General features: G+C 64.5%; 18 protein-coding genes. 7 read left to right on the top strand and 11 right to left on the bottom strand.

Annotation, left to right across the window (positions count from 1 at the left end; all coding sequences use genetic code 11):
* The first annotated feature begins 162 nt into the window (after nucleotides 1-162).
* Nucleotides 163-642, top strand: a complete 480-nt coding sequence (locus GEMMAAP_RS16120; protein WP_179947316.1) for a RidA family protein — start codon at nucleotides 163-165, stop codon at nucleotides 640-642.
* A 24-nt stretch (nucleotides 643-666) separates the two neighbouring features.
* Here GEMMAAP_RS16120 and GEMMAAP_RS16115 read toward each other — a convergent pair whose 3' ends face one another.
* On the bottom strand, nucleotides 667-2,160 hold the full coding sequence (locus GEMMAAP_RS16115; protein WP_238588151.1) for a type IV pilus twitching motility protein PilT: 1,494 nt from the start codon (nucleotides 2,158-2,160) through the stop codon (nucleotides 667-669).
* Nucleotides 2,161-2,417: 257 nt separating this feature from the next.
* Here GEMMAAP_RS16115 and GEMMAAP_RS16110 point away from each other — a divergent pair, with 257 nt between their 5' ends.
* A complete protein-coding gene (locus GEMMAAP_RS16110) occupies nucleotides 2,418-3,203 on the top strand; it encodes a DUF4184 family protein (protein ID WP_053333630.1) in 786 nt (261 codons plus the stop codon).
* 119 nt (nucleotides 3,204-3,322) lie between these two features.
* Here GEMMAAP_RS16110 and GEMMAAP_RS16105 read toward each other — a convergent pair whose 3' ends face one another.
* Nucleotides 3,323-3,778, bottom strand: a complete 456-nt coding sequence (locus GEMMAAP_RS16105) for a DUF3429 domain-containing protein (protein ID WP_158514896.1) — start codon at nucleotides 3,776-3,778, stop codon at nucleotides 3,323-3,325.
* A 56-nt stretch (nucleotides 3,779-3,834) separates the two neighbouring features.
* Between GEMMAAP_RS16105 and GEMMAAP_RS16100 the strand changes: the two genes are divergently transcribed.
* Nucleotides 3,835-5,004 carry a pyridoxal phosphate-dependent aminotransferase gene (locus GEMMAAP_RS16100; RefSeq protein WP_026848389.1) on the top strand — a complete coding sequence of 390 codons (1,170 nt, stop codon included), beginning with the start codon at nucleotides 3,835-3,837 and terminating at the stop codon, nucleotides 5,002-5,004.
* Between the two features lie 32 nt (nucleotides 5,005-5,036).
* Here the strand turns inward: GEMMAAP_RS16100 and GEMMAAP_RS16095 are convergent, their stop codons facing one another.
* The 3 genes from GEMMAAP_RS16095 to GEMMAAP_RS16085 all read right to left on the bottom strand — a co-directional run bounded on the left by GEMMAAP_RS16095 (nucleotide 5,037) and on the right by GEMMAAP_RS16085 (nucleotide 7,956).
* Complete coding sequence (locus GEMMAAP_RS16095) at nucleotides 5,037-5,981, bottom strand: alpha/beta fold hydrolase (protein WP_026848390.1); 945 nt, start codon at nucleotides 5,979-5,981, stop codon at nucleotides 5,037-5,039.
* A gap of 65 nt (nucleotides 5,982-6,046) precedes the next feature.
* Entirely contained in the window at nucleotides 6,047-6,586 is a 540-nt protein-coding gene (locus GEMMAAP_RS16090; RefSeq protein ID WP_026848391.1) for a DUF4334 domain-containing protein, read from the bottom strand.
* A 20-nt stretch (nucleotides 6,587-6,606) separates the two neighbouring features.
* Entirely contained in the window at nucleotides 6,607-7,956 is a 1,350-nt protein-coding gene (locus GEMMAAP_RS16085) for an RNA polymerase sigma factor (RefSeq protein WP_053333631.1), read from the bottom strand.
* A gap of 15 nt (nucleotides 7,957-7,971) precedes the next feature.
* Between GEMMAAP_RS16085 and GEMMAAP_RS16080 the strand changes: the two genes are divergently transcribed.
* Nucleotides 7,972-8,331, top strand: a complete 360-nt coding sequence (locus tag GEMMAAP_RS16080; RefSeq protein WP_026848393.1) for a YciI family protein — start codon at nucleotides 7,972-7,974, stop codon at nucleotides 8,329-8,331.
* A 26-nt stretch (nucleotides 8,332-8,357) separates the two neighbouring features.
* Here the strand turns inward: GEMMAAP_RS16080 and GEMMAAP_RS16075 are convergent, their stop codons facing one another.
* Nucleotides 8,358-9,971 carry an alkaline phosphatase family protein gene (locus GEMMAAP_RS16075; RefSeq protein WP_082821406.1) on the bottom strand — a complete coding sequence of 538 codons (1,614 nt, stop codon included), beginning with the start codon at nucleotides 9,969-9,971 and terminating at the stop codon, nucleotides 8,358-8,360.
* A gap of 117 nt (nucleotides 9,972-10,088) precedes the next feature.
* On the opposite strand from GEMMAAP_RS16075, the gene GEMMAAP_RS16070 reads away from it, so the two are divergent.
* Together GEMMAAP_RS16070 and GEMMAAP_RS20655 are read left to right on the top strand one after the other, a co-directional pair.
* Nucleotides 10,089-11,198, top strand: coding sequence for a DUF4956 domain-containing protein (locus GEMMAAP_RS16070; protein WP_145979181.1), 1,110 nt, complete (start codon nucleotides 10,089-10,091; stop codon nucleotides 11,196-11,198).
* A gap of 34 nt (nucleotides 11,199-11,232) precedes the next feature.
* Nucleotides 11,233-12,378, top strand: coding sequence for a hypothetical protein (locus tag GEMMAAP_RS20655; protein ID WP_158514895.1), 1,146 nt, complete (start codon nucleotides 11,233-11,235; stop codon nucleotides 12,376-12,378).
* On the opposite strand, the gene GEMMAAP_RS16060 is transcribed toward GEMMAAP_RS20655, so the two are convergent.
* The 5 genes from GEMMAAP_RS16060 to GEMMAAP_RS16040 form a co-directional block, all read right to left on the bottom strand.
* Nucleotides 12,371-13,486: a sensor histidine kinase gene (locus GEMMAAP_RS16060; RefSeq protein ID WP_026848396.1), complete on the bottom strand. Its 1,116-nt coding sequence runs from the start codon at nucleotides 13,484-13,486 to the stop codon at nucleotides 12,371-12,373. The genes GEMMAAP_RS20655 and GEMMAAP_RS16060 overlap by 8 nt on opposite strands.
* Entirely contained in the window at nucleotides 13,483-14,202 is a 720-nt protein-coding gene (locus tag GEMMAAP_RS16055; protein ID WP_053333633.1) for a response regulator, read from the bottom strand. The genes GEMMAAP_RS16060 and GEMMAAP_RS16055 overlap by 4 nt, the downstream gene beginning before the upstream one ends.
* A gap of 139 nt (nucleotides 14,203-14,341) precedes the next feature.
* Nucleotides 14,342-14,650, bottom strand: coding sequence for a hypothetical protein (locus tag GEMMAAP_RS16050; protein WP_145979180.1), 309 nt, complete (start codon nucleotides 14,648-14,650; stop codon nucleotides 14,342-14,344).
* The gene (locus GEMMAAP_RS16045; protein WP_145979179.1) at nucleotides 14,647-15,297 is read right to left on the bottom strand and encodes a GAF domain-containing protein; all 651 of its coding nucleotides are present in this window, start codon (nucleotides 15,295-15,297) and stop codon (nucleotides 14,647-14,649) included. Before GEMMAAP_RS16045 ends, GEMMAAP_RS16050 begins: the two co-directional genes overlap by 4 nt.
* Nucleotides 15,298-15,392: 95 nt before the next feature.
* Complete coding sequence (locus GEMMAAP_RS16040) at nucleotides 15,393-16,451, bottom strand: NAD(P)-dependent alcohol dehydrogenase (RefSeq protein WP_026848400.1); 1,059 nt, start codon at nucleotides 16,449-16,451, stop codon at nucleotides 15,393-15,395.
* A gap of 86 nt (nucleotides 16,452-16,537) precedes the next feature.
* Between GEMMAAP_RS16040 and GEMMAAP_RS16035 the strand changes: the two genes are divergently transcribed.
* Nucleotides 16,538-19,777, top strand: coding sequence for a WD40/YVTN/BNR-like repeat-containing protein (locus tag GEMMAAP_RS16035; RefSeq protein WP_026848401.1), 3,240 nt, complete (start codon nucleotides 16,538-16,540; stop codon nucleotides 19,775-19,777).
* The last annotated feature ends 58 nt before the right edge of the window (nucleotides 19,778-19,835 follow it).

Here is a 19,835-nt window from a genome sequence, read left to right as displayed (position 1 = left end):
GATGGGCCGATCGGTCCTTCACCGGCGGGGTGGGGTGGGAGCGCCGGTGTCGCTAAACAGCGTTCCCCAAAAGCTGTACGGTGGTCCTCGCTGGCGCGAGGGGTGTTTCCGAAACAACCGTCCCAGCCTTGACGTGGCCCGTGGTGGCATCAGCTTCGGGGCATGCCTACCTCATCGCCGTTTCGCGTCGTGCGCACCCTGGCGCTCGTCCTCGCCGTTGCCGCCCTTGGCACCGCATGCAGTGCCCGTCGCCCCACGCCGGTCGCGGAGCCGGAGTACATCCATCCCGATGGTCCGCCGGCCAATCCGTTCTCCCCTGCTGTGCGGGTCGGGAATCTGGTCTTCGTCTCCGGTACGCTGGGCACCGTCGGGACCGGTTTGACGCTGGTGCCGGGCGGCATCTCTGCGGAAACGAAGCAGGTGATGGAAAACATCAAGCGCACGCTGGCGGCGGCGGGGCTGGGAATGGACCGGCTGGTGAAGTGCACCGCCTTTCTGGCCGACCTCAAGGAATGGCCGGCCATGAACGAGGTCTACCGCTCGTATTTCAGCAACGGCAAGTATCCGGCGCGGGCCGCGGTACAGGCCACGCTGCTGTCCGGGGCGCGGGTGGAACTGGAGTGCACCGCGGCGGCCAAATAGGCACGCCGAGGACAGGGGCGAGGCTTACTCCTCGCCCGCCACGTTGTCGATGTTGTGGCCGAGGGCGCGCAGCTTGGCGCTCATTTCCTTCTTTTCCACGGCCTTCACATACGCCTCTTCGGCCTCAATCGTTTTGCTCTTCACCAGATTGAGCAGCGCGTCGTTGAGCGTTTCCATGCCCAGCTTCTTCTGGGTCTGAATGATGTTGGGAATCTGTACCGTCTTGCCCTCACGAATGAGGGCGCTCACGGCCTTGTTCACCAGCAGGATTTCGCGGGCGGCCACGCGGCCGCCGCCAATCTTCTTGCACAGCGTCTGCGAAATGACACCCTTGAGCGATTCGGCCAGCATGATGCGGATCTGATCCTGCCGGTCGGCGGGGAACTGGTCCACAATACGGTTGATGGTGCTGGCGGCCGTGCTGGTGTGCAGCGTCCCGAACACGAGGTGGCCGGTTTCCGCCGTCTCCAGCGCAATGGCAATCGTTTCCAGGTCGCGCAGCTCACCCACGAGAATGATGTCGGGATCTTCGCGCAATGCGGCCCGCAACGCACTCTTGAACGACTGCGTGTGCACCCCCACCTGCCGTTGCGTGATGAGGCACTTCTTGCTCTGGTGGACGAACTCGATGGGGTCTTCGATCGTGATGATGTGATCGGAGCGGGTCCGATTCACGAGGTCCACCAGCGCGCACAGTGTCGTGGACTTGCCGGAGCCAGTGGGCCCGGTCACCAACACGAGTCCCTTGGTGAGATGGCACAGGGCCTGCACTTCGGGGGAGATCCCCATCTGTTCCACCGTCACCGTGTTGCTGGCAATCGTCCGAATGACGGACGCCACTCCGTGCCGATCACGCAGCACATTCACACGGAAGCGCGACACGCCCTCGATTTCATGGGCGAAGTCGGTATCCCACTGGGTGTCGAATTCCTTCTTGTTCTTGTCCGGCATGATGGAGCGCATCATGGCGGTCACGGTTTGATCATCCAGTGCCGCTTCGTCTTCAAGACGCAGCAGATCGCCACCCATGCGGAAGATGGGCGGCTCTCCGACCCGCAGGTGCAGGTCGGCAGCGCCGCGTGAGCACTGGATGCGCAACAGCTTCTCGAGCGCCGCCTTGGCCGCGTCATTGGAATGGAACGGACCAAACGGCGCGTCCCCTTCGCGTTTGCGGACAGTGCTCTGATCGGTGCTCGGCTCACCCGTGCTCTCGCGTTCCACCCACGGACGAATATGAATGCGGGTCGTCGAGGCGTCTGGCTCCTGTTGCACCAGCCATTGCTTCTCGTTCCACGTGTACGTGAACTTGATCCCCTCGGCGGCAACAATGGCCGCGCGGTCCTCCGGCCCTGCCAGTTCGCCGACCAACGCGAGCACCTGAGATTGCGACAAAACCTGCGTGCTCACCTGCTGCAACCCATTGGGGGTCATGCAGCGAATAGGCGCGTTGGTCTCGAGGAGAATCTGTGTGGCGGCGCCTGATTCCAGGCGCGGCAGGACCTTGTCGAGTTGGGGCACGCTGTTACGGCAGTGGCGAAGGGGGCGGACAACCTGCCACGGAAGGCGTTACGGCTTCGGAACGCCACCGGGCAATGACAGGACGAGTTCACCGGCCATTCGGAAACGTTTCGCACGCCGGGGGGCGTGGCCGCCCGTCACACGCCCGTGGCGCAACCGTGGTGTCTTCGGGACGAAGTCGTCCGGAAATCGTGGCGTGGCCCGCCGATGATTCCTGACGTCCGCGATGGCCCGAGGGTCCCTCTCGCCCGTGATACGTGCCCGCTACCCTGCTTGCGCACCAGACCCTCGTCTTGCCGCTCAAGATGAAGTGGCCACGCCATTTCTCCGGGCTGGCGCTTTGCCTGGGGAGTATGGCGCCAGATCTGGAGTTCATCTTCCGACTGGCCGACGACTGGATCTTCAGTCACACGGTATCGGCCCAGCTCTGGTTTACGGTACCGTTGGTTCTGGTGCTGCATCGGCTCCTGACCCGGATCGTGTTCCCGGTGCTGCTCCCCTACGTCCGAGACGTCTCATGGTTGCGGCTCCATGATCTCGCCGCCCTTGAGCCCGCACGAGGCCTGGCTGATTGGGGGCGCGTGGCCGTGTCTGCCTGGATCGGGGGAATGTCGCACGTGGTCCTCGATGGCATTACCCACGGCAATCATTCCGGGTGGCTGGTGCCGTGGTTTCCCTTTCTGCGCACCCCGGTTCCCCACCTAGGCAGCACCGCACCGTTGCACGACGCCCTGCAACTCTGGCTCACCATCGGCTTCGGGATCGCCTGTGCGCTGATGTGGCGCCGCATTGCCGCTCAACGGCTCCTGTGGCGCTGGAAAAACGTGGCGCCCCAGCAGCTCCCCAAACGCCCCCGGACCCACGGCATCCAGGTTCTGCGGGTGCTCACCGTATGTGCCGGCGTCGGCGTCCTCCTGGGGGCCAGCCAGCCGGCCCACGCACCCAAAGCCACCGCGGCGGCGCTGGCGTTTGGGGCCATAGACGTCGCCGCACTGGGAGCGTTGCTGATCAGCCTGTGGCTAAGGCAGAGAAAGGCAGTGTAAAAGCGTCATGGGTTATGGGTTATCGGGTCACCGGGTTAACGCGGTAACCGCAGTTCCGCAGTTACTCGGTGACCCGATAACCCATAACCCATGACGCTTTTCCAGCAGTTCACTGCAGTTCAAAGCAGTGCCGGGATCATTGCCATCGTGCACAGTAATCCCAGAACGCTCATGACCGTGCGTATGCGCCCGTTCCACGACGGCAGGAGCCCGCTCTGCGAGGCCGACCGGTCCCAGGCGAGCTGCAGCACGCTCGACGCGACCACCATGCCGTAGCCGGCCAGCAGAGGGACCTGTGGCACCATGGCCATCAGGCCGACGATGGATGGCATGGCCGAAAGGATGAGCCGTGGCAAGCTGGGGGTGTCCGGCGCTCGCACGAGTTCCGCTCCCCACCGCGCGCCACCCAGAAAGCTGAGGGTGAGCCCGGTGTACATGAGGAACACCACCTTGGCCGCTTCGGCGTACTCACCCCTGCCGTATACCAGTGCGAGGCAGACGAGAAACGGGATCAGCCCGGAGAGGCAGATCAGCCAGAGCGCACGGGAGGGCATCGGGGACGGAGAATTGGGCATACGGAAATAGTGCCACGATATGGCGCGAGTCGGAATCGGGCGGTAGTCTCTCGCCCATGCCATCCACAGCCACACGCCTGTCCGTCTTTACGGAATCCGTCATTCGCGGCACCACTCGGCTCGCGAATCAGCATGGTGCCATCAATCTCTCGCAGGGCTTCCCCGACTTCGACCCGCCGGAGGTCCTGCTGGAAGGGCTGGAGCGAGCGACTCGCGGACCGTTTCATCAGTACGCCGTCACCTGGGGAGCACCACGCTTCCGTCAGGCGCTGGCCAAAAAGATCAGCCACTTCACGAAGCTGGATGTCGATCCCGACCAGCACCTCGTCGTGACGTGCGGCAGCACCGAAGCGATGATGGTGGCCATGATGACGGCCTGCAATCCAGGCGACAAGGTCATCGTCTTCTCACCGTTCTACGAGAACTATGCGGCCGATGCCATCCTGTCCGGCGCCGAGCCCATTTATGTGCCGCTGCATCCGCCGGGCTTCGGCTTTGACGAAGACGATCTGGCCAAGGCCTTCGCGCAGCAGCCCAAAGCGATCGTCATCTGCAATCCGTCCAATCCCAGCGGGAAGGTCTTCACGCGCGACGAACTGCTCACCATTCTCAAGTACGCCGAGCAGTACGACACGTGGGTGATTACCGATGAGCCCTACGAGCATATCATTTACGCGCCGCACGAGCATGTGTACTTCAATACGCTCCCCGGCGCCTTTGAGCGCACGATCACCTGCAACTCGCTGTCCAAAACATACTCCATTACGGGATGGCGCCTGGGCTACGTGCACGCGCCGGCCGGAGTGATCAACCAGGCCAAGAAGGTTCATGATTTTCTTACCGTGGGTGCCGCTGCCCCGCTCATGGAAGCGGCGGTAGGCGCGCTGGAGCTCCCGTCCTCGTACTACGAAGGACTGACGCAGCTCTACACCGCCAAGCGCGAACTCTTTCTGGATATTCTGCGCTCAACCAGGTTGCCATTTACCGAGCCGCAGGGCGCGTACTACGTGATGGTGGATATCAGCGCGCTGGGCTTTGCCGACGACACCAAGGCCAGTGAATGGCTCATCAAGGAGGTGGGCGTGGCTGGCGTCCCCGGCTCCAGCTTCTTCCGTGAACCGGTCAAGCATCTCATTCGCTTCCACTTCGCCAAGCGTGAAGAAACACTGCGCGCCGCTGGAGAGCGGTTGGGCTTACTCACCGTTCGGGCGAACGCCGGGCGCTAACTGCTGCACGGAGAGGGCGGGGCGCTGAACGCTCAGCGCTCCGCCAGAAACCCCAGCACATCGGTCACGGTGCGCCGCGGGTCTTCTTCCTGTGGTACGTGGCCAAGTTCGGGATACATGACCAGTTGAGCCATGGGCAACAGCCGCTGAAAGCGTGCGGCCTCCGATGGTGGAATGAGCTTGTCTCGCCCCCCCCACAACATGAGCGTGGGCGCCGTAATGCGGGCAATCAGGGCGGTATCAGCGCCCGGCGCGGATTGGGCAAAGCGCGCCTGCACGGCGGCCCGGTTGCCGGCACGCAGCGCGAGTTCGTAGTACCGCGTCACCATCGCGTCGGAGACCAGCGCCGGATTGCCGTACACATCCTTCACGCTCGACTCCACCACGCTGCGCGGGAGAATGCGGGTGAACAGCCACGAGAGCGACGGTGTGCGGGCCAGCCGAAAGCCAATCGGTACCGAGGCGGACGTGAAGGCAAAGCCGGCAGGATCCACCAGCACCAGCTTCCGCACTCGCTCCGGGTGTCGCGCCGCCACGTTCCAGGCAATCTCTCCCCCCAGCGAATTGCCCGCGATATCTACCCGCGCGACCTGCAGGGAATCGAGCAGCGCCGTCACGAAGCGGGTGTAGCGCACCATACGATAGTCATCGCGCGGGTCGGGGCCGGTCAGCCCGAATCCGGGGAGGTCTACCGAAATGACCCTTCGGGTTCCTCGCAGCGTGCCCGACCATCCCTCCCACGTATGCAGACTCGACGACGTGCCATGCAGCAGCAGAACGGGCACGCTATCGGCCTGGAGGCCTTCGTCGCGCAGGTGCACCTGCAGCCCGTCAACCGGGCGGAACACCGACGGCGGCGGTGCCCAGCGGGGGGCCAATTCGGCCACCGTCCTGTCGGGGGCCGCAACGGCCGAGTAGCCGAGCAGCAACAGCACGGTCAGCATGAAGCCAACGGTCAACCATTTCGCGAGGCGCATGCGGCAATGTGCCACGTGGGTGCTGCGCGTTCAAGCGCGAACAGGTTGCTTATACCGATGAGTGGCTATGCCGCCCCCGCAGCGGCGTCGACCACGCCCTCGAACTCCAGCACAAAAAAGAACGGCGGCGCGTCACGCATATCCATGAGCCCCAGCAACGTGCGATCGTCTACGCGCCGAAAGCTGTCCATGATGGGCAAGTGATCGTACACCATGGTTGCGGTAACCACACCGCGCACAATCATGGCCCGCAGGCGGGCGCGCGGCGCTCGTGTGGTCAGCAGCGGCAGTCCAAGGCGGAATAGCCAGCCGGCCACCGTGCTCTGCGACAGCCAGGGCCAGCGGGCAAGGCCGAGGGGGATACGCCACGGATCCACCGACACTCGCGCACCACCGCGGAGAAACACCAGCGGATGCACCTCTTCGTCGGAAACAAAACTCTTGCCGTGCCACGCATACGACTCGAGCAGGCCATCCATGAAATGACCGGTTGGCAGACCGCGTCCGCGCCAATGCCCGTACAGCTCCGCACAGGCAACAGGCGGCAGTTCGTCAAAACGCGCCAGCGCGTCGGCAGTGGACGTGCCACGCGTCGTGGCCTGCATCAGCCATTCCTCCCGTGGATTCATCCGCGCGCCCCCGCGGCCAATGCCGCCTCACGCTGGCGTGTCCAGTAGCGCCGCACCGGAACCGATGCGGGCAAGGCCAGTGCGGCATTGAATGCGTCTACGGCTCGGTGGTACTCCCCCGCTCGCGCGCGCAGCGTCCCATGCACGGCATGCCACTCCGGCCAGTGGGCAAACATCGTGGCGTCGGCCTCCAGCGCGTCCAGCGCCTGCGCCACCTCACCACATTCGGCGAGCGCCACGAGTCGGGACAGACGGGCCATTGGAGAGGGGGCGATAGTAAGCAGTCTGTCGTACGCCGCCACAATGACGGCCCACGGGGTGTCGGTCCACGAACGCGACAGCGAGTGCGCGGCGGCGATTTCCGCCTCCGCATGATAGCGCGTGAATTGCGCGCCGCTGGCCGAGGCATCGAGCGCCCGCACGCCACGAGCAATGAGCCGTGCGTCCCAGCGCGACCGATCTTGCTCCCGCAACGATACCACGTCGTCACCATCGGCGCGGGCCGGCAGTCGCGCGGCGGTAAAACAGAGCAGCGCGAGCAGCGCGTGCGTGTGCGGCTGCGCCGTCTCCGGCCACTGGGTCAGGATCGTCACCAGTCGCAGCGCTTCCTGACACAGGTCCCCACGCACCAGCAGATCTCCACCGGTGGCCAGGTGCCCCTCGGCAAAGAGCGCGTAGCACACCGTCAGCACATCGTCCAAACGGATCGGGACCTCGGCAGCGCTGGGGACCACGAACGACGCCCGCGCGTCGCGTAGGGTGCGCTTGGCGCGCACGAGCCGTTGGGCCACGGCCGACTCCTCCGCACGCAGCAAGCGCGCAATTTCCGGAACGCTCAACTGCGCCACGCACTTGAGGGTCAGCGCGACGCGTGAGTCCGCCGAGAGTGCGGGATGGCAGCACATAAACAGGAGCCGGAGCTGGTCGTCCCCCAGCGGGGTCTCGTTCGCGGTGTCATCCGGTTCCGGAGACGCGACCTGGTCGGCCTGCCCATCGTCTGCCACCAGCCGTCGCCCTGCCCGGAGGCGATCGAGGTAGCGGCGGTGAGCTACCCGGGTTAGCCAGGCCAGTGGTACGGTTGGGGCCCCGGAGACCGGCCACGTACGGGCCGCCGCCACAAAGGCGTCCTGCACCGCATCTTCTACGGTGTCCCACTGTCCGGTGCCGTACTTTCGCAGCAGCACGGCGGTCAGCGCCGCCGCCGCACTCCGGAATCCCTGCGGATCGGTCAGCAATGTCATCACGCTGGACGCCTCGGCCACGGCGGATGTCGATTCCGTGGCCAACCCTGCGTCACCTGGATACCAGGACGCGCCGGTACGCGGTGCTTCCGAATCCACGGTCACAACCGGAGAGTTTTCATGTCCATGTTCATGCTGCTGTTGTCTGACAATCCCAGCGACTACGCCGAACTGTCGCCCGCCGAGCTGCAGGCAATCGTGGCCCGCTATTCGGCTTGGGCGCAAGAGCTGGGCGCGCAGGGGAAGCTGCGTGGCGGGGAGAAATTGCGCGACGAAGGCGGGAAAATCGTGCGCCGAGAAGGCGGCGCGCTGGTGGTGCGCGATGGCCCGTACGCCGAACTGCGCGAAATCGTGTCCGGCTACTTCCTGATCGACGCCGCCGACTATGACGAAGCCGTGGCCATTGCCCGGTCGTGCCCACATGCCGACTCCAGTGGGCACATTGCGGTGCGGGAAATCGAGGTCACGGGCGGCGCCTGAGACGCGGCGCCCGCGACGGGGCGGCGTTAGCGGATGGGGAGCGCGACGCCGTCCACGGGTTCGAGCACTTTGACTCCCAGCAGCTGCGCCAGGGTGGGGGCAATGTCCACCGTGCGCACAAACTGGGAGCGCACGCCGGGGGTGACCCCGAAGCCCGCAAAGAGCAACGGTACGTGGGAGTCGTAGTCACGGGGGGACCCGTGCGACGCGATGTTGCCGCCCCAGGTGGAGAGCGGGTCGAGCGTAATGACCGCTTCCACATTGACGGTGGCGGGGAACTGATGCGCCCACCGACGTGCAATCACGTCGGTGGCCGTATCGGCCAGCAACGCCTGAAAGCGGTCTACCCGAGCCACGCCGGGGACCGCACGGATCTGGTCCAGCAGAAACGCCATGGCGCTGTCGAGATCGGCTTGCTTGCGGAACGCCCGCCGATCCGCGAGCACGATGTTCACATCGGTCTCAATGGCGAAGGTATCCACCTTGAGGGCGCGTAGCTTGTCGCGCAGCGCCGGCACGATGGAGGCCAAAGACACCCGACGCGGGGGGGGCTGCATGCCGGGCGGCGCCAATTCGGGAATGGTGCCCACGCCGTGGTCGGAGGTGAGCACCACGGTGATCGCCGACGAATCGCGCAGCTTGTAGAGAGAATCGAGGAACGTGCCCACGGCGCGATCCACGCGCAGCACCTGATCGTGCATTTCGCGCGAATCGGGGCCGTAGTTGTGGCCAATGACATCGGTGGCCGACAGCGATACCGCGAGCAGATCCGTCTGCGGACCCGTACCGAGCTTGAGGGATTGGAGTCCGTGCAGCGCGAAGGCCAGCACCATGTCGTCCATGAACGGCGTGATGCGGATATTGGCCCCCGCGTCCATCACGTCCTCAGTGAGGACGTGCGGGAAGGTGACGTTGCGTCCAGCCATTTCAATGGGGACACTGTCCTTTTCGGTGTACGCACTGTCGGGGAGCAGCAGATTCCACGCCTTGCCCGCGAACCCTGCCACCATCTGGCGGTCGTTGAACTGGGCGACCCACGACGGGAGATCCTTGCGGTAATACGTACTGGTGAGAAATCGGCCGTCGATGGAGTACCAGTACACGTCAGTTTTCGCGCGCCCCACGGGCAAAATGGCGCCGCGATCCTTCATGGACACGGAGAGCGTCTTCGCGCGCTTGTCGGCCGCGGTCATCCAGTCCACCAGCGTGGTCCCACGAAAGCGGGTGGGAGACGCGCCGGAGCCATACCCACCCGCGACCAGCGGGGCGGCCTCATCGTCCACGCCAATGGCGTTCATCATGATGCCGGTACTGCGCGGAAAGCGCCCGGAGAGTAGCGTGGCGTGGCCGGGGGCCGTTTCCGTTATGGCGTGATCGTGGTGCGCGGCCGAGAAGCGGGCTCCACCGCGCGCCAAACGGGCAATGCCGCCGGTCAGCTGTGCCCCGTAGCGGTCCACGTAATCGGCCCGGAACTGATCGATCGTGATCAGGACCACCAGCGACGGACGCTGTGGCGGTTGCGGCCGAGGCGCCACGGCGGGACGGGCCCGCGTCGCAGTGGAAGCCTCGGAAGGAGCTGCGGCGCCCGCCATGCAGGCCAGTGTGAGTGCCACGGGCACCCAAGGTATGGAACGCTTCATGGGCCGAATGTATGGCGCGAACGCCTGTGACGCACGATACTGGACGCGATTCCCCCTTGCCGCCCGTCGGCGAGGAGCCGGGGAAGGGGCGCCAGCGCTTCCTTCCCCGTCGTACCCGTGAGCCGGTCGAATGGCTCACGCCGCCTTCTCGAACATGGAACTGATGCGTCACTCGTGGAGCGTGTGGTCATGAGCGTGGGCAGCTGGCGCAATACACCGGCTACCCGCGTCATCCTGCGTTGTCTGGTCTACTACACCGTACTGGTGGGTGGCACGGCGCTGCTGGTGCTGCGCGGGGCTCGCTGGCTGCCACCGTCGCTGGAGGCGCTCATGGGGCTGGGCGCCGAGACGGCACCCACGGCGACCTCGTTCCGAGACCTCGCGAACGCGGCGCCCACTTCGGGACTCGACGAAGCCACGCTGGCGCTCACCGTGGGGGTCGCCATGGCGGCGGCGGCCCTGCTGTCGCTGCCGGTGGCCTGGATCTATCTGCTCACGCGCGCCAAGCGCGGGTATCAGCAGTCGGTCGTGCAGCTGCTGGTGGTGCTCCCCACCGTCGTTGCGGGCATCGTGTTGCTGGTGAAATACTCGCTGGCACTGGCCTTCTCACTGGCTGGCATTGTAGCGGCGGTGCGATTCCGCAATTCGCTCGATGATTCCAAGGACGCCGTCTATGTGTTTCTCGCCACCGCCATTGGGCTGTCGTCGGCAGTGAACCTGCCGGTGGCGGCCGTATTGTCGATGGGATTCAACGTGCTCGCGCTCGCGCTGTGGTACACCGACTTTGGCAGCGCACCCATGGAGCTCGATGGGCGTCTGGCGGAGCGCAAGTTGGCCCGCGCCAAGCAGATGTCGCGCACCGGCACCTTTGTGGCGCGCATGGATGATGAGGTGCTCAAGAACATGACCACGGAGCAGCTGGAGGGGCTGGCCGATCGGGCCTGGCGCCGTGCGAAAGCCAACAACATGACCACCGAAATGCCGGTGGTGGTGGAAGAGCGTACGCTGCGATTGACCACCTCCAATGCCAACGGTCTCCGGCGGGTCCTCGAGCCTCGCCTTTCGGAGTTCACCAAGACCTGGCGCTTTGGGGGGATGCAGGTGGGTGATGAACTGACCGTCCTCGAGTATCGTGTACAGTTGCGCAAGAAATCCGGACCGGATGAACTGCTGTCGCTGGTCCGTGCCGCTGGTGCGTCACAGCTTACGTCTGCCGAAATTGACTGATTCTGCCGGAACGAGGCCTCTGCCCATGTCTGTCGTGTCTGCTCGTCGCGTCCTGATGCCCCTGTTGTGGGCGACACTGTCGGCTGTGTTGCTCCCGGTCGCCACGCCCACCATGCTGCCGGCGCAAGCCGCCAAAGAAAAGAAGGACAAGGCGGAGAAAGCTCCCAAGACGCCCAAAACGCCCAAGCTGGATTCGGCCGGGGACGCGGTGGCCAAGAAAGCGCCGAATCCCCGCCTGTTTCGCAGTGAGCTTCCCTTCGATGTGACGCTCACGCTGAACATGAAGCAGATCAAGCGGGACAAGCAGCAGGATGCCCCATGGCGCACGGCATCCATCAGCTACACCGATTCATCGGGCAAGAAGGTCTCCGTCCCCATTCGCGCCAAGACCCGCGGCGTCTGGCGGCTCAAGCACTGCGACTTTCCGCCGCTGCGACTCAAGTTCGGCGGCAAGACCGCCGATGGTACCGAGTTTGCCAACCTCGAGGAACCCAAGCTGGTCGGCTACTGCCGCAACACGGCGCAGTACGAGCAGTACAACCTGCAGGAAGCGCAGCTGTATCGCGTCTATCGCCAACTCACGGAACTGTCGCACAAAGTGCGTATCCTGCGGATCGCCTACGCCGACAGTGCCACCGGCACCGTGGAAACCACCCGCTACGGCTTCCTCATTGAAGATCCGGCCCAGATGGCCGAACGCGTGGGTGGCAAAATCCTCGACCGCAAAGGAGCGACAGCCGACGATGTGGACCCGGCGCACACCGCCATGGCCTACACGTTTCTGTACTTCATCGCCAATACCGACGTCTCGTTCAACGGCCTGCACAACGGGGAGATCGTCATGCTGGCCAACGGGACGTACGCGCCGGTGGGCTACGACTTCGATTTTTCCGGTGTCATCAACGCGCACTACGCCGGCACTGATCCGTCGCTCCCCATTCGCAGTGTGCGCACGCGGCTTTTTCGCGGCTGGTGCGCGCATGAAGCAGCCTATCCGGCCGTGTACGAGATCTTCAAGGCCAAGCGACCGGCCATTGAAGCGCTGTATGCGGACACCATTGGCAAGCTCATCGCGCCCGGCACGGTCAAGGGGACGCTGTCGTACTTCGAGGAGTTCTACAAGGACATCAGAACTCCCGAGTCGGCCAAGAAGGCGCTCCTGAACGATTGCCTCAAATAGAGACAGCGGCACCCGGCAGCGTGCGGGGCAGCCGCAACACAAACTCCGAGCCCCCGCCGTCACGCGGGCGATGCAACACCTCACCGCCTTGCGCGCGCGCAAACGTGCGCGCAATGGTGAGCCCCATGCCCATACGCGAATCCGCCAACACGCCGTGGCCGTCGCGCTGACGACGGCGCATGGGCGTGAACAGGCGTTGCAACTCTTCGGTCGACAGACCGGGGCCACGGTCGGCTACCACCACATCCACCACGTCGGCTGAGGCCTGCACGAAGAGGTCAATGGCTTCCGTCGTTGGGGAATACCGTGCGGCATTCTGCAGCAGATTGCCGATGACCTGCAGAGAGAGGGTAAAGTCGCAGGTGACGGTCGCGCCGGCCTCACCGCCGGGAAGACGCACCGTGCGGCCGACCAGCATGGCCTCCGAGGAGCGCACAGCCGTCTGCACCAATCGATCCACCGCGTACGCATCGGCCGCGAGCACGGCGCCACCCTCGTTGGCGAATCGCTGCAGCATGCCAATGAATTCCCCCAGCCGCCCCGCTTCCTCACCGATCCGCTGCAACGCCAACTGACTGGTAAATCCGGACGCGGGATCGGCCAGCAGCGACAGCGTGGACACCGGGGAGCGCAGGTCATGCGCGATGGAGTTGAGCAGGGCGTTCTTGAGGCGATTGGCTTCCCCCAGCACCTGCGCCATGGAGGCTTCCCGCTCCAGCGCCAGTCGTTCGCGACTCAGTCGCTCCACTTCCGCGGTGCGCTCTTCGGCAATGCGGGTGCTTTCACGCTGTTTGGCGAACAGCTCCGACACCAGCCATCCGGTGGCCAGAAAGGCAATCAGGACAATCCAGTCCATCTCTCTGGCGTGGCCAAAACTGAAACGTGGCGGTACGAACAACCAATCCACCGACAGATAGCCCAGCGCGACCATGGCCAGCGACAGGGCTCGCCCGCCGTGCCGGCTGGCCGCAATGATCAAGACCAGATAGCCGAGCACCCCGTGGGAGACGCGAATGTCGGGCAGCGCCGAAATGGAATAGAGCAATAGCGTGGTGAGCCCGTAGAGCCCCAGCCACATGAGCCAGACCCCTGCCGTGCGCAGCGTCACTGCGGCCCGTTGAAGCGGTAGCCCACACCCGGTTCGGTGATGATGAGGCGCGGCACCTGTGGGTTGGGTTCAATCTTCCGACGTAGGTGCGTGATGTGCACCCGCACATGGGTCGAGTAGTCGCCAAATTCCCGATCCCAGACGATGTCCCACAATTGCTTGGGCGAGATGGCGCGCCCCGCCTGCAGCACCAACGCCCGCAGCAGAGCCCATTCGGTGGGTGTCAGGCGCTGTGGCTGTCCGTCGCGCACTACGCGCTGCGCGACCAGATCAATCTCCACGCCATCCACCTCGATGTGGGACCAGGAGCGCGCGGCCTGCGACGTGACCGAGCGGCGCAACTGTCCGCGCACACGCGCCAGCAGTTCCGCGCCGCCGCACGGTTTGATGAGGAAATCATCGGCGCCGGCATCCAGCAGCGCCACTTTGGCCTCTTCGGTATCCCGCCCGCTCAACACGATGATGGGCACATCCGTCGCTTCACGCAGTCGCGTGACGAGCTCTGTTCCATCTCCATCGGGAAGCCCGAGATCAAGGACGATGAGTTCCGGAGGGGAGTGGATGGCCTCGTGAAACGCGTCGGCGAGTGTTGCCGCTGTACGAACTTCACGGCACACACTCGCGAGCGTGTGCGCCAGCGTTTCACGCAACGCGTCGTCATCCTCCACGATGAGGATGCGTTCCGGATCGACCCACTCACCGAGTTGGAGCGCCATGTCGCTGCGTGGATCGTGACAAGGGATGGGCGGGCTCTGGGCCCCCGGTCGCGAACGATCAAGCGCTCGCAACCCTTGACAATCCTAATTCCACAGGGCGCCCGATAACAAATCGGTGACGGCGGCTCGGGGGGACCCTTCAGACACCAACGGTGGGGGTAGCGGTGATCCCTTTGCCCGCCCGGGCCAGCACGGCATAGGACATGATGCGGATCCGGAGCCCCTTGGCACACACGGCCGCGAGATCACTCAGTTGTTCCAGCGCGTCCACGACCGGGAGCAGTTCGTCGGTCGAATGCGGCAGCCGATGCACGTCAAATCCGGCCTGATGGCAGGCCTGACGCCACAAAGCGTCCACCTCATCATCGTCCACATAGCGTGTCAGCGACCGGAGAATCATGTTCGCCGAGGGGGCTTCGAAGTGGTAACCCGGGAGGCTCGGCGTCACGGCTGGAGCTCCACGCGACGGGTTTCCAGGCGCCGCATCGTCTCTGATGCATAGCGCTGCAGTTTCTGGATCTCCATTTCGGAAAACTCCCGGGGTGTTGTCCCGGCAACGCAGAAGGAGCCGATGGCATGGCCTCGCGAGGTCACCAGCGGGATCCCCGCATAGCAGCGCAGTCCATCCTGGGTGAACAGCGGGCTATCCTGTACGAGCGGATGCGTCGCGGCATCGTTCACGATGAACGGCGCCTTGGAAGCCACGGTGTACCGGCAGAAGGCCCACTCGGCCGGTGTTCCGCCCGCCTCCTGTAGCCACCCGCTCAATCCGTGCTGGCCCGCAAACAACTGCGCGTCATCAAGGACCACGGTGACCATCCCCATGGGCACGCCCAAGGCCTTGGACGCCTCCGCGCAGACATCGCGCAATATGTGCTGCACATCCGGCTCGGTGAGCCGCAGGGCAGCAATTTCCCGCAACCGTTCCCGATCCTGCAATACCTCGGTCACCTGGGCGTCGTTCGGGCCCGTCCGGGTTTCCTCGGCCGCAAATTGGGGGAACAAGTCCATCAGCTCGATATCATCCATGAACGTCTGCCCGTCTCCGTCGGCGGAAATCCTGTCTGGGAAGGATATCGGCAAATCAGGGGGCAAACCGTAGCGATTGGCACAGGGACCAAAGTCCAACGCGGCCGGCTCCCCATGAGGAACCGGCCGCGCTCACCGTGTGGGACCGACCCTGAGGAGCCCTAAACCGGCTCAGCCAGAGTGGCCAGGTCGATGACAAACCGGTACTTCACATCCGATTTGAGCATGCGCTCATACGCCTCGTTTACGGCGTCGGCCTTGATGAGCTCAATGTCGGCGGTGATGCCATGCTGTCCGCAGAAGTCCAGCATTTCCTGCGTTTCGGCAATGCCGCCAATGAGTGAGCCGGCCAGCCGCCGACGCTTCATGATGAACGTGAAGGCCCCCGGGGCCGGGTGAGGCTGGGGAGAGCCGCCGAGCAACACCAGCGTGCCGTCCAGACGCAGCAACTGCATCTCGGCGTCGATGTCGTGGGGCGTACCCACGGTATCGATGATCAGGTCGAGCGAATTGCGCAGCGCTTTCATTGCGGCGGCATCGCGGGACACCACGACCTCGTGCGCCCCCAGCCGGCGGGCGTCCTCGGCCTTGGAAGGCGAGGTGGTGAGGACAACCACGTGTGCACCAAGGGCGGCTGCGAGCTTCACCGCCATGTGGCCAAGGCCACCAATGCCTACCACGCCCACCCGTGAGCCCGGACCGGCCTTCCACTGCCGGAGCGGCGACCAGGTGGTGATGCCGGCGCAGAGCAGGGGGGCCACACCGGCCAGATCGAGGTTCGCCGGGACCCGCAGGACGAACTTCTCGTTCACCACGATGCCGGTGGAATAGCCGCCTTGCGTGGGGCGGCCGGTTTCCTTTTCCGTCCCGCCGTAGGTGCCGGTCATGCCGTTGTCGCAGTACTGCTCAAGGCCGTCGGCGCAGGGCTGGCAGTGCTGGCAGCTGTCCACCATGCACCCTACGCCAACAAGGTCCCCAGCTTTCCAGGACGTCACGTCGGCGCCCACGGACACCACGCGGCCCACAATTTCGTGGCCCGGCACCTGCGGATACGGGCACGGTCCCCACTCGCCGCGCACCGTGTGAAGGTCGGAGTGGCAGATTCCACAGAAGAGAATCTGAATGTGTACGTCGTGCGCGCCTACGTCGCGGCGCTCAAAGCGCCACGGGGCGAGCGGGCTGGCCGCGTCATGCGCGGCAATTCCGAAAGTTGAAATCATGGTCTTCTAAACGTGGAGGCAGTGTCGCACGTTTTCCATACGTAGACAGCGTAACGTTTACCACACGTTTCCCTTTCATCCCCTCCATGTCCCTTTCTCGTATCATCCCGCGCCTGGCCGCGGTGACCGGCGGGCTCGTGCTGCAGAGTACGCTGCTGACCTCATCGCTCAGTGCCCAGGCGCTCGACTCCGCCACGGTGGCCGGCATGCGCTGGCGCACGGTTGGCCCGGCCAATTTCATGGGCCGCCTGTCCGACGTGGTCGGCATCCCGAGTCCGTCCAAGACGGTCTTTGTGGCGGCCGCCGGCGGCGGTATCTGGAAGAGCACCAACAACGGCATCACCTGGCGCCCCACCTTCGACGACAAGCGCATCATCTCCATGGGCATGCTGGCCATTGCCCCGAGCGATACGCAGCAGGTGTGGGCGGGGACCGGTGAGCCGAACTCCCGCAATTCCATCGAGCCCGGCGGTGGCATTTTCAAGAGCACCGATGGCGGGCTCAGCTGGAAGCCTATGGGGCTCGAAAAGACCGAGCACATTGGGCGCATTGTGGTACACCCCACCAATCCCGACGTGGTGTTTGTGGCCGCGCTGGGCGCCGCGTGGCGCTCCAACCCCGATCGTGGCCTCTACAAGACCACCGACGGCGGACAGAGCTGGAAGTTGGTGAAGTTCATCAGCGACAAGGCGGGCTTCGTGGATGTCGCCATTCATCCCAAGAATCCCAATGTGCTCTTCGCCACCAGCTGGGAGCGTCGTCGTACGCCGTATTCGCTGTTCAGCGGTGGCCCGGGTTCGGGGCTTTTCAAGAGCACCGACGCCGGTGAAACGTGGACCGAGGTGAAGGGCGGTGGCTTTCCGGCCGGGTACAAGGGGCGCATGAGCCTCGACATCAACCTCGCCAACCCCGATGTGATGTACATGATGATCGAAGCCGCGGCGAACAGCACCGGCCCGATTGTCGGCGAGCGGAGCCCGAAGAACAACGGACTCTGGAAGAGCACCGACGGCGGTGCCACCTGGACGCAGATGAACAACATCAACGTGCGTCCGTTCTACTACTCGCAGGTGCGCAGCGATCCGAAGAACCCGGACCGCGTGTACTTCTCGAGCACCGAACTGCAGCTGTCGGAAGACGGCGGCAAGACGTCGCGCAACGCGGCGCAGAACGTGCACGTGGACGACCACGGCATCTGGATTGATCCCAACGATCCGCAGCGCTGGTTCCTTGCCAACGACGGTGGTATTGCCATCACGTTCGACGCGGGCGGCAATTTCAATCAAGCGCAGAACCTGCCCATCGCGCAGTTCTACGAAGTGGCCTTCGACATGGCCGTGCCGTACAACATCTGCGGAGGCGCGCAAGACAACGGCACCTGGTGTGGCCCCTCCAAGCGCCGGGTGAACCAGACGAGCCTCGGCTACTGGTACACCATCTCCGGTGGTGACGGCTTCTACGCCGCCATGGATCCCACCGATCCGAACATCGTGTACGGCGAATCGCAGGCCGGAAACGTGTCGCGCCTCAACCTCAAGACGGGTGAGCGCTACGCCTTCCAGAAGCCGTCGTGGCAGGCCAAGTACAAGCAGTGGGAAGACTCCATTGCCATTGTGCGTGGTGATCCGCTCAAGGCGGCCACCAAGGCGCAGATGACGGCCATTACTGCACTTCGCAAGCTGCAGGCCAAGGACTCGACCGATCTCGCGTTGCGCTTCAACTGGAACTCCCCGTTCTTCCTGTCGCCGCACAATCCGTCGGTGGTGTACTTCGGCGGCAACCGCGTGCTCAAGTCCAACAAGCGCGGCGAAGAGCTCCAGATCATTTCGCCGGATCTTGCGAAGGGGCTTACCGCCAAGCTGGATACGGCGCTGCGTCTTACCGGCGGCATTACGCTCGACGCCACGGGCGCCGAAACGTACGGCACGGTGGTGGCGCTCGAGGAAAGCCCGGCCAAGCCGGGGCTGCTGTACGCCGGCACTGATGATGGCAACGTGTGGAAGAGCAGCAACGATGGCGCCACGTGGGAAAACCTGGCCCCGCGCATTACGGGGTTGCCCAACAACGGCGAAGTGTATGTCACGCGGATTGAAGCGTCGAAGTTCGACGAGAACGTGGTGTATGTGGCGTTCGAAAATCACCGCAACGGTGACTTCAAACCGTACCTGTTCATGTCGAAGGATGGTGGCAAGTCGTTCACGAGCATCGTGAACAACCTCCCGGCCGACGGCAACGCCGACTTCCTGCACGTGGTGCGCGAAGATCCGACCAACGCCGATGTGCTGTACGTGGGCTCGTCGCTCAGTGTGTATGCCTCGGTGGATCGTGGCGCGACGTGGACGAAGTTTGCGGCCGGCCTGCCCAGCGTGCCGGTGTACGATCTGCAGATTCATCCGCGTGATCGCGAGCTCATTGCCGCCACGCACGGCCGTGGATTCTGGATTGTGGACGTGGCGCCGCTGCAGCAGATCACCAAGACGGTGGCCGCCAAGCCAGTGCATCTGTTCCAGCCCAAGACCGCGTTCCAATGGGGCGAAGAGCCACTGCGTGGTGGGTCGGGCAACGGGAATGCGCAGGGCTTCTTTGCCACGCCCAACCCGGCCTACGGTGCGAACATCAGCTACCGCATCACGCAGGCGGGTTCCCCGGCGCGCATCAGCATCCTCAACGCGGTGGGCGATACGATCTCCAGCATCGCCGGCCCGGGTTCAGTGGGTGTGCACACGGTCACGTGGAATTTCTCCGTGACGGGCCGTCCGGCGCCGCGTGCGCCGCTCTCGCCCAGCGAAAAGCGCGACAGCATTCTGCGCGCCGTGCGCATGCCGCTCGTACTCGACTCGCTGGCCAAGGCCAAGTACGACAGCACTGCACTGGCCCTCGCCAAGCAGCTGCTCAATCCGCCCGCCGGTGGCTTCAACTTCCGTGGCGGCGGCGGTGGACGTGGGGCGCAGGGCCCCTGTGAGCGTCCGCTTACGCAGTGGGATCCGTTCTGCGCCCGTCCGGCCGAAGCCACGCCGCGTCCGGCGGCGGCAGCTGCCGCCGGTGGACAGAACGTGGCTGAGTTACAGCAGCGGGCGGCCCAAATGCAGGGCGCCGCGAGCAATCCGGCCGTTCGGAAGGTCTTTGAACTGATCGGCCTCCCGGTGCCGGCGCAGGGGCGCGGCTTTGGTGGCTTCGGTGGTGGTGGCAGTGTCGCGACCACTGGCGACTACGGCATCGTGCTGCAGATCGGCAACACCATTCAGAAGCAGACGCTGCGCATTGAAAACATGGGCGGCGTGGGCGGAGTCAACCCGTTCGGTTTTGAGAACGACGAAGGCAAGTAACACGAACGACCGATGAGCGCGCGGGTGCCAGCAGACGATCGCCGGCACCCGCGTTCTC

The organism is Gemmatimonas phototrophica, from assembly GCF_000695095.2.
In the GTDB taxonomy this organism is placed as follows: Bacteria; Gemmatimonadota; Gemmatimonadetes; order Gemmatimonadales; family Gemmatimonadaceae; genus Gemmatimonas; species Gemmatimonas phototrophica.
Note: the sequence above shows the minus strand (reverse complement) of the source record. Positions and strands in the feature narration are given on the sequence as shown.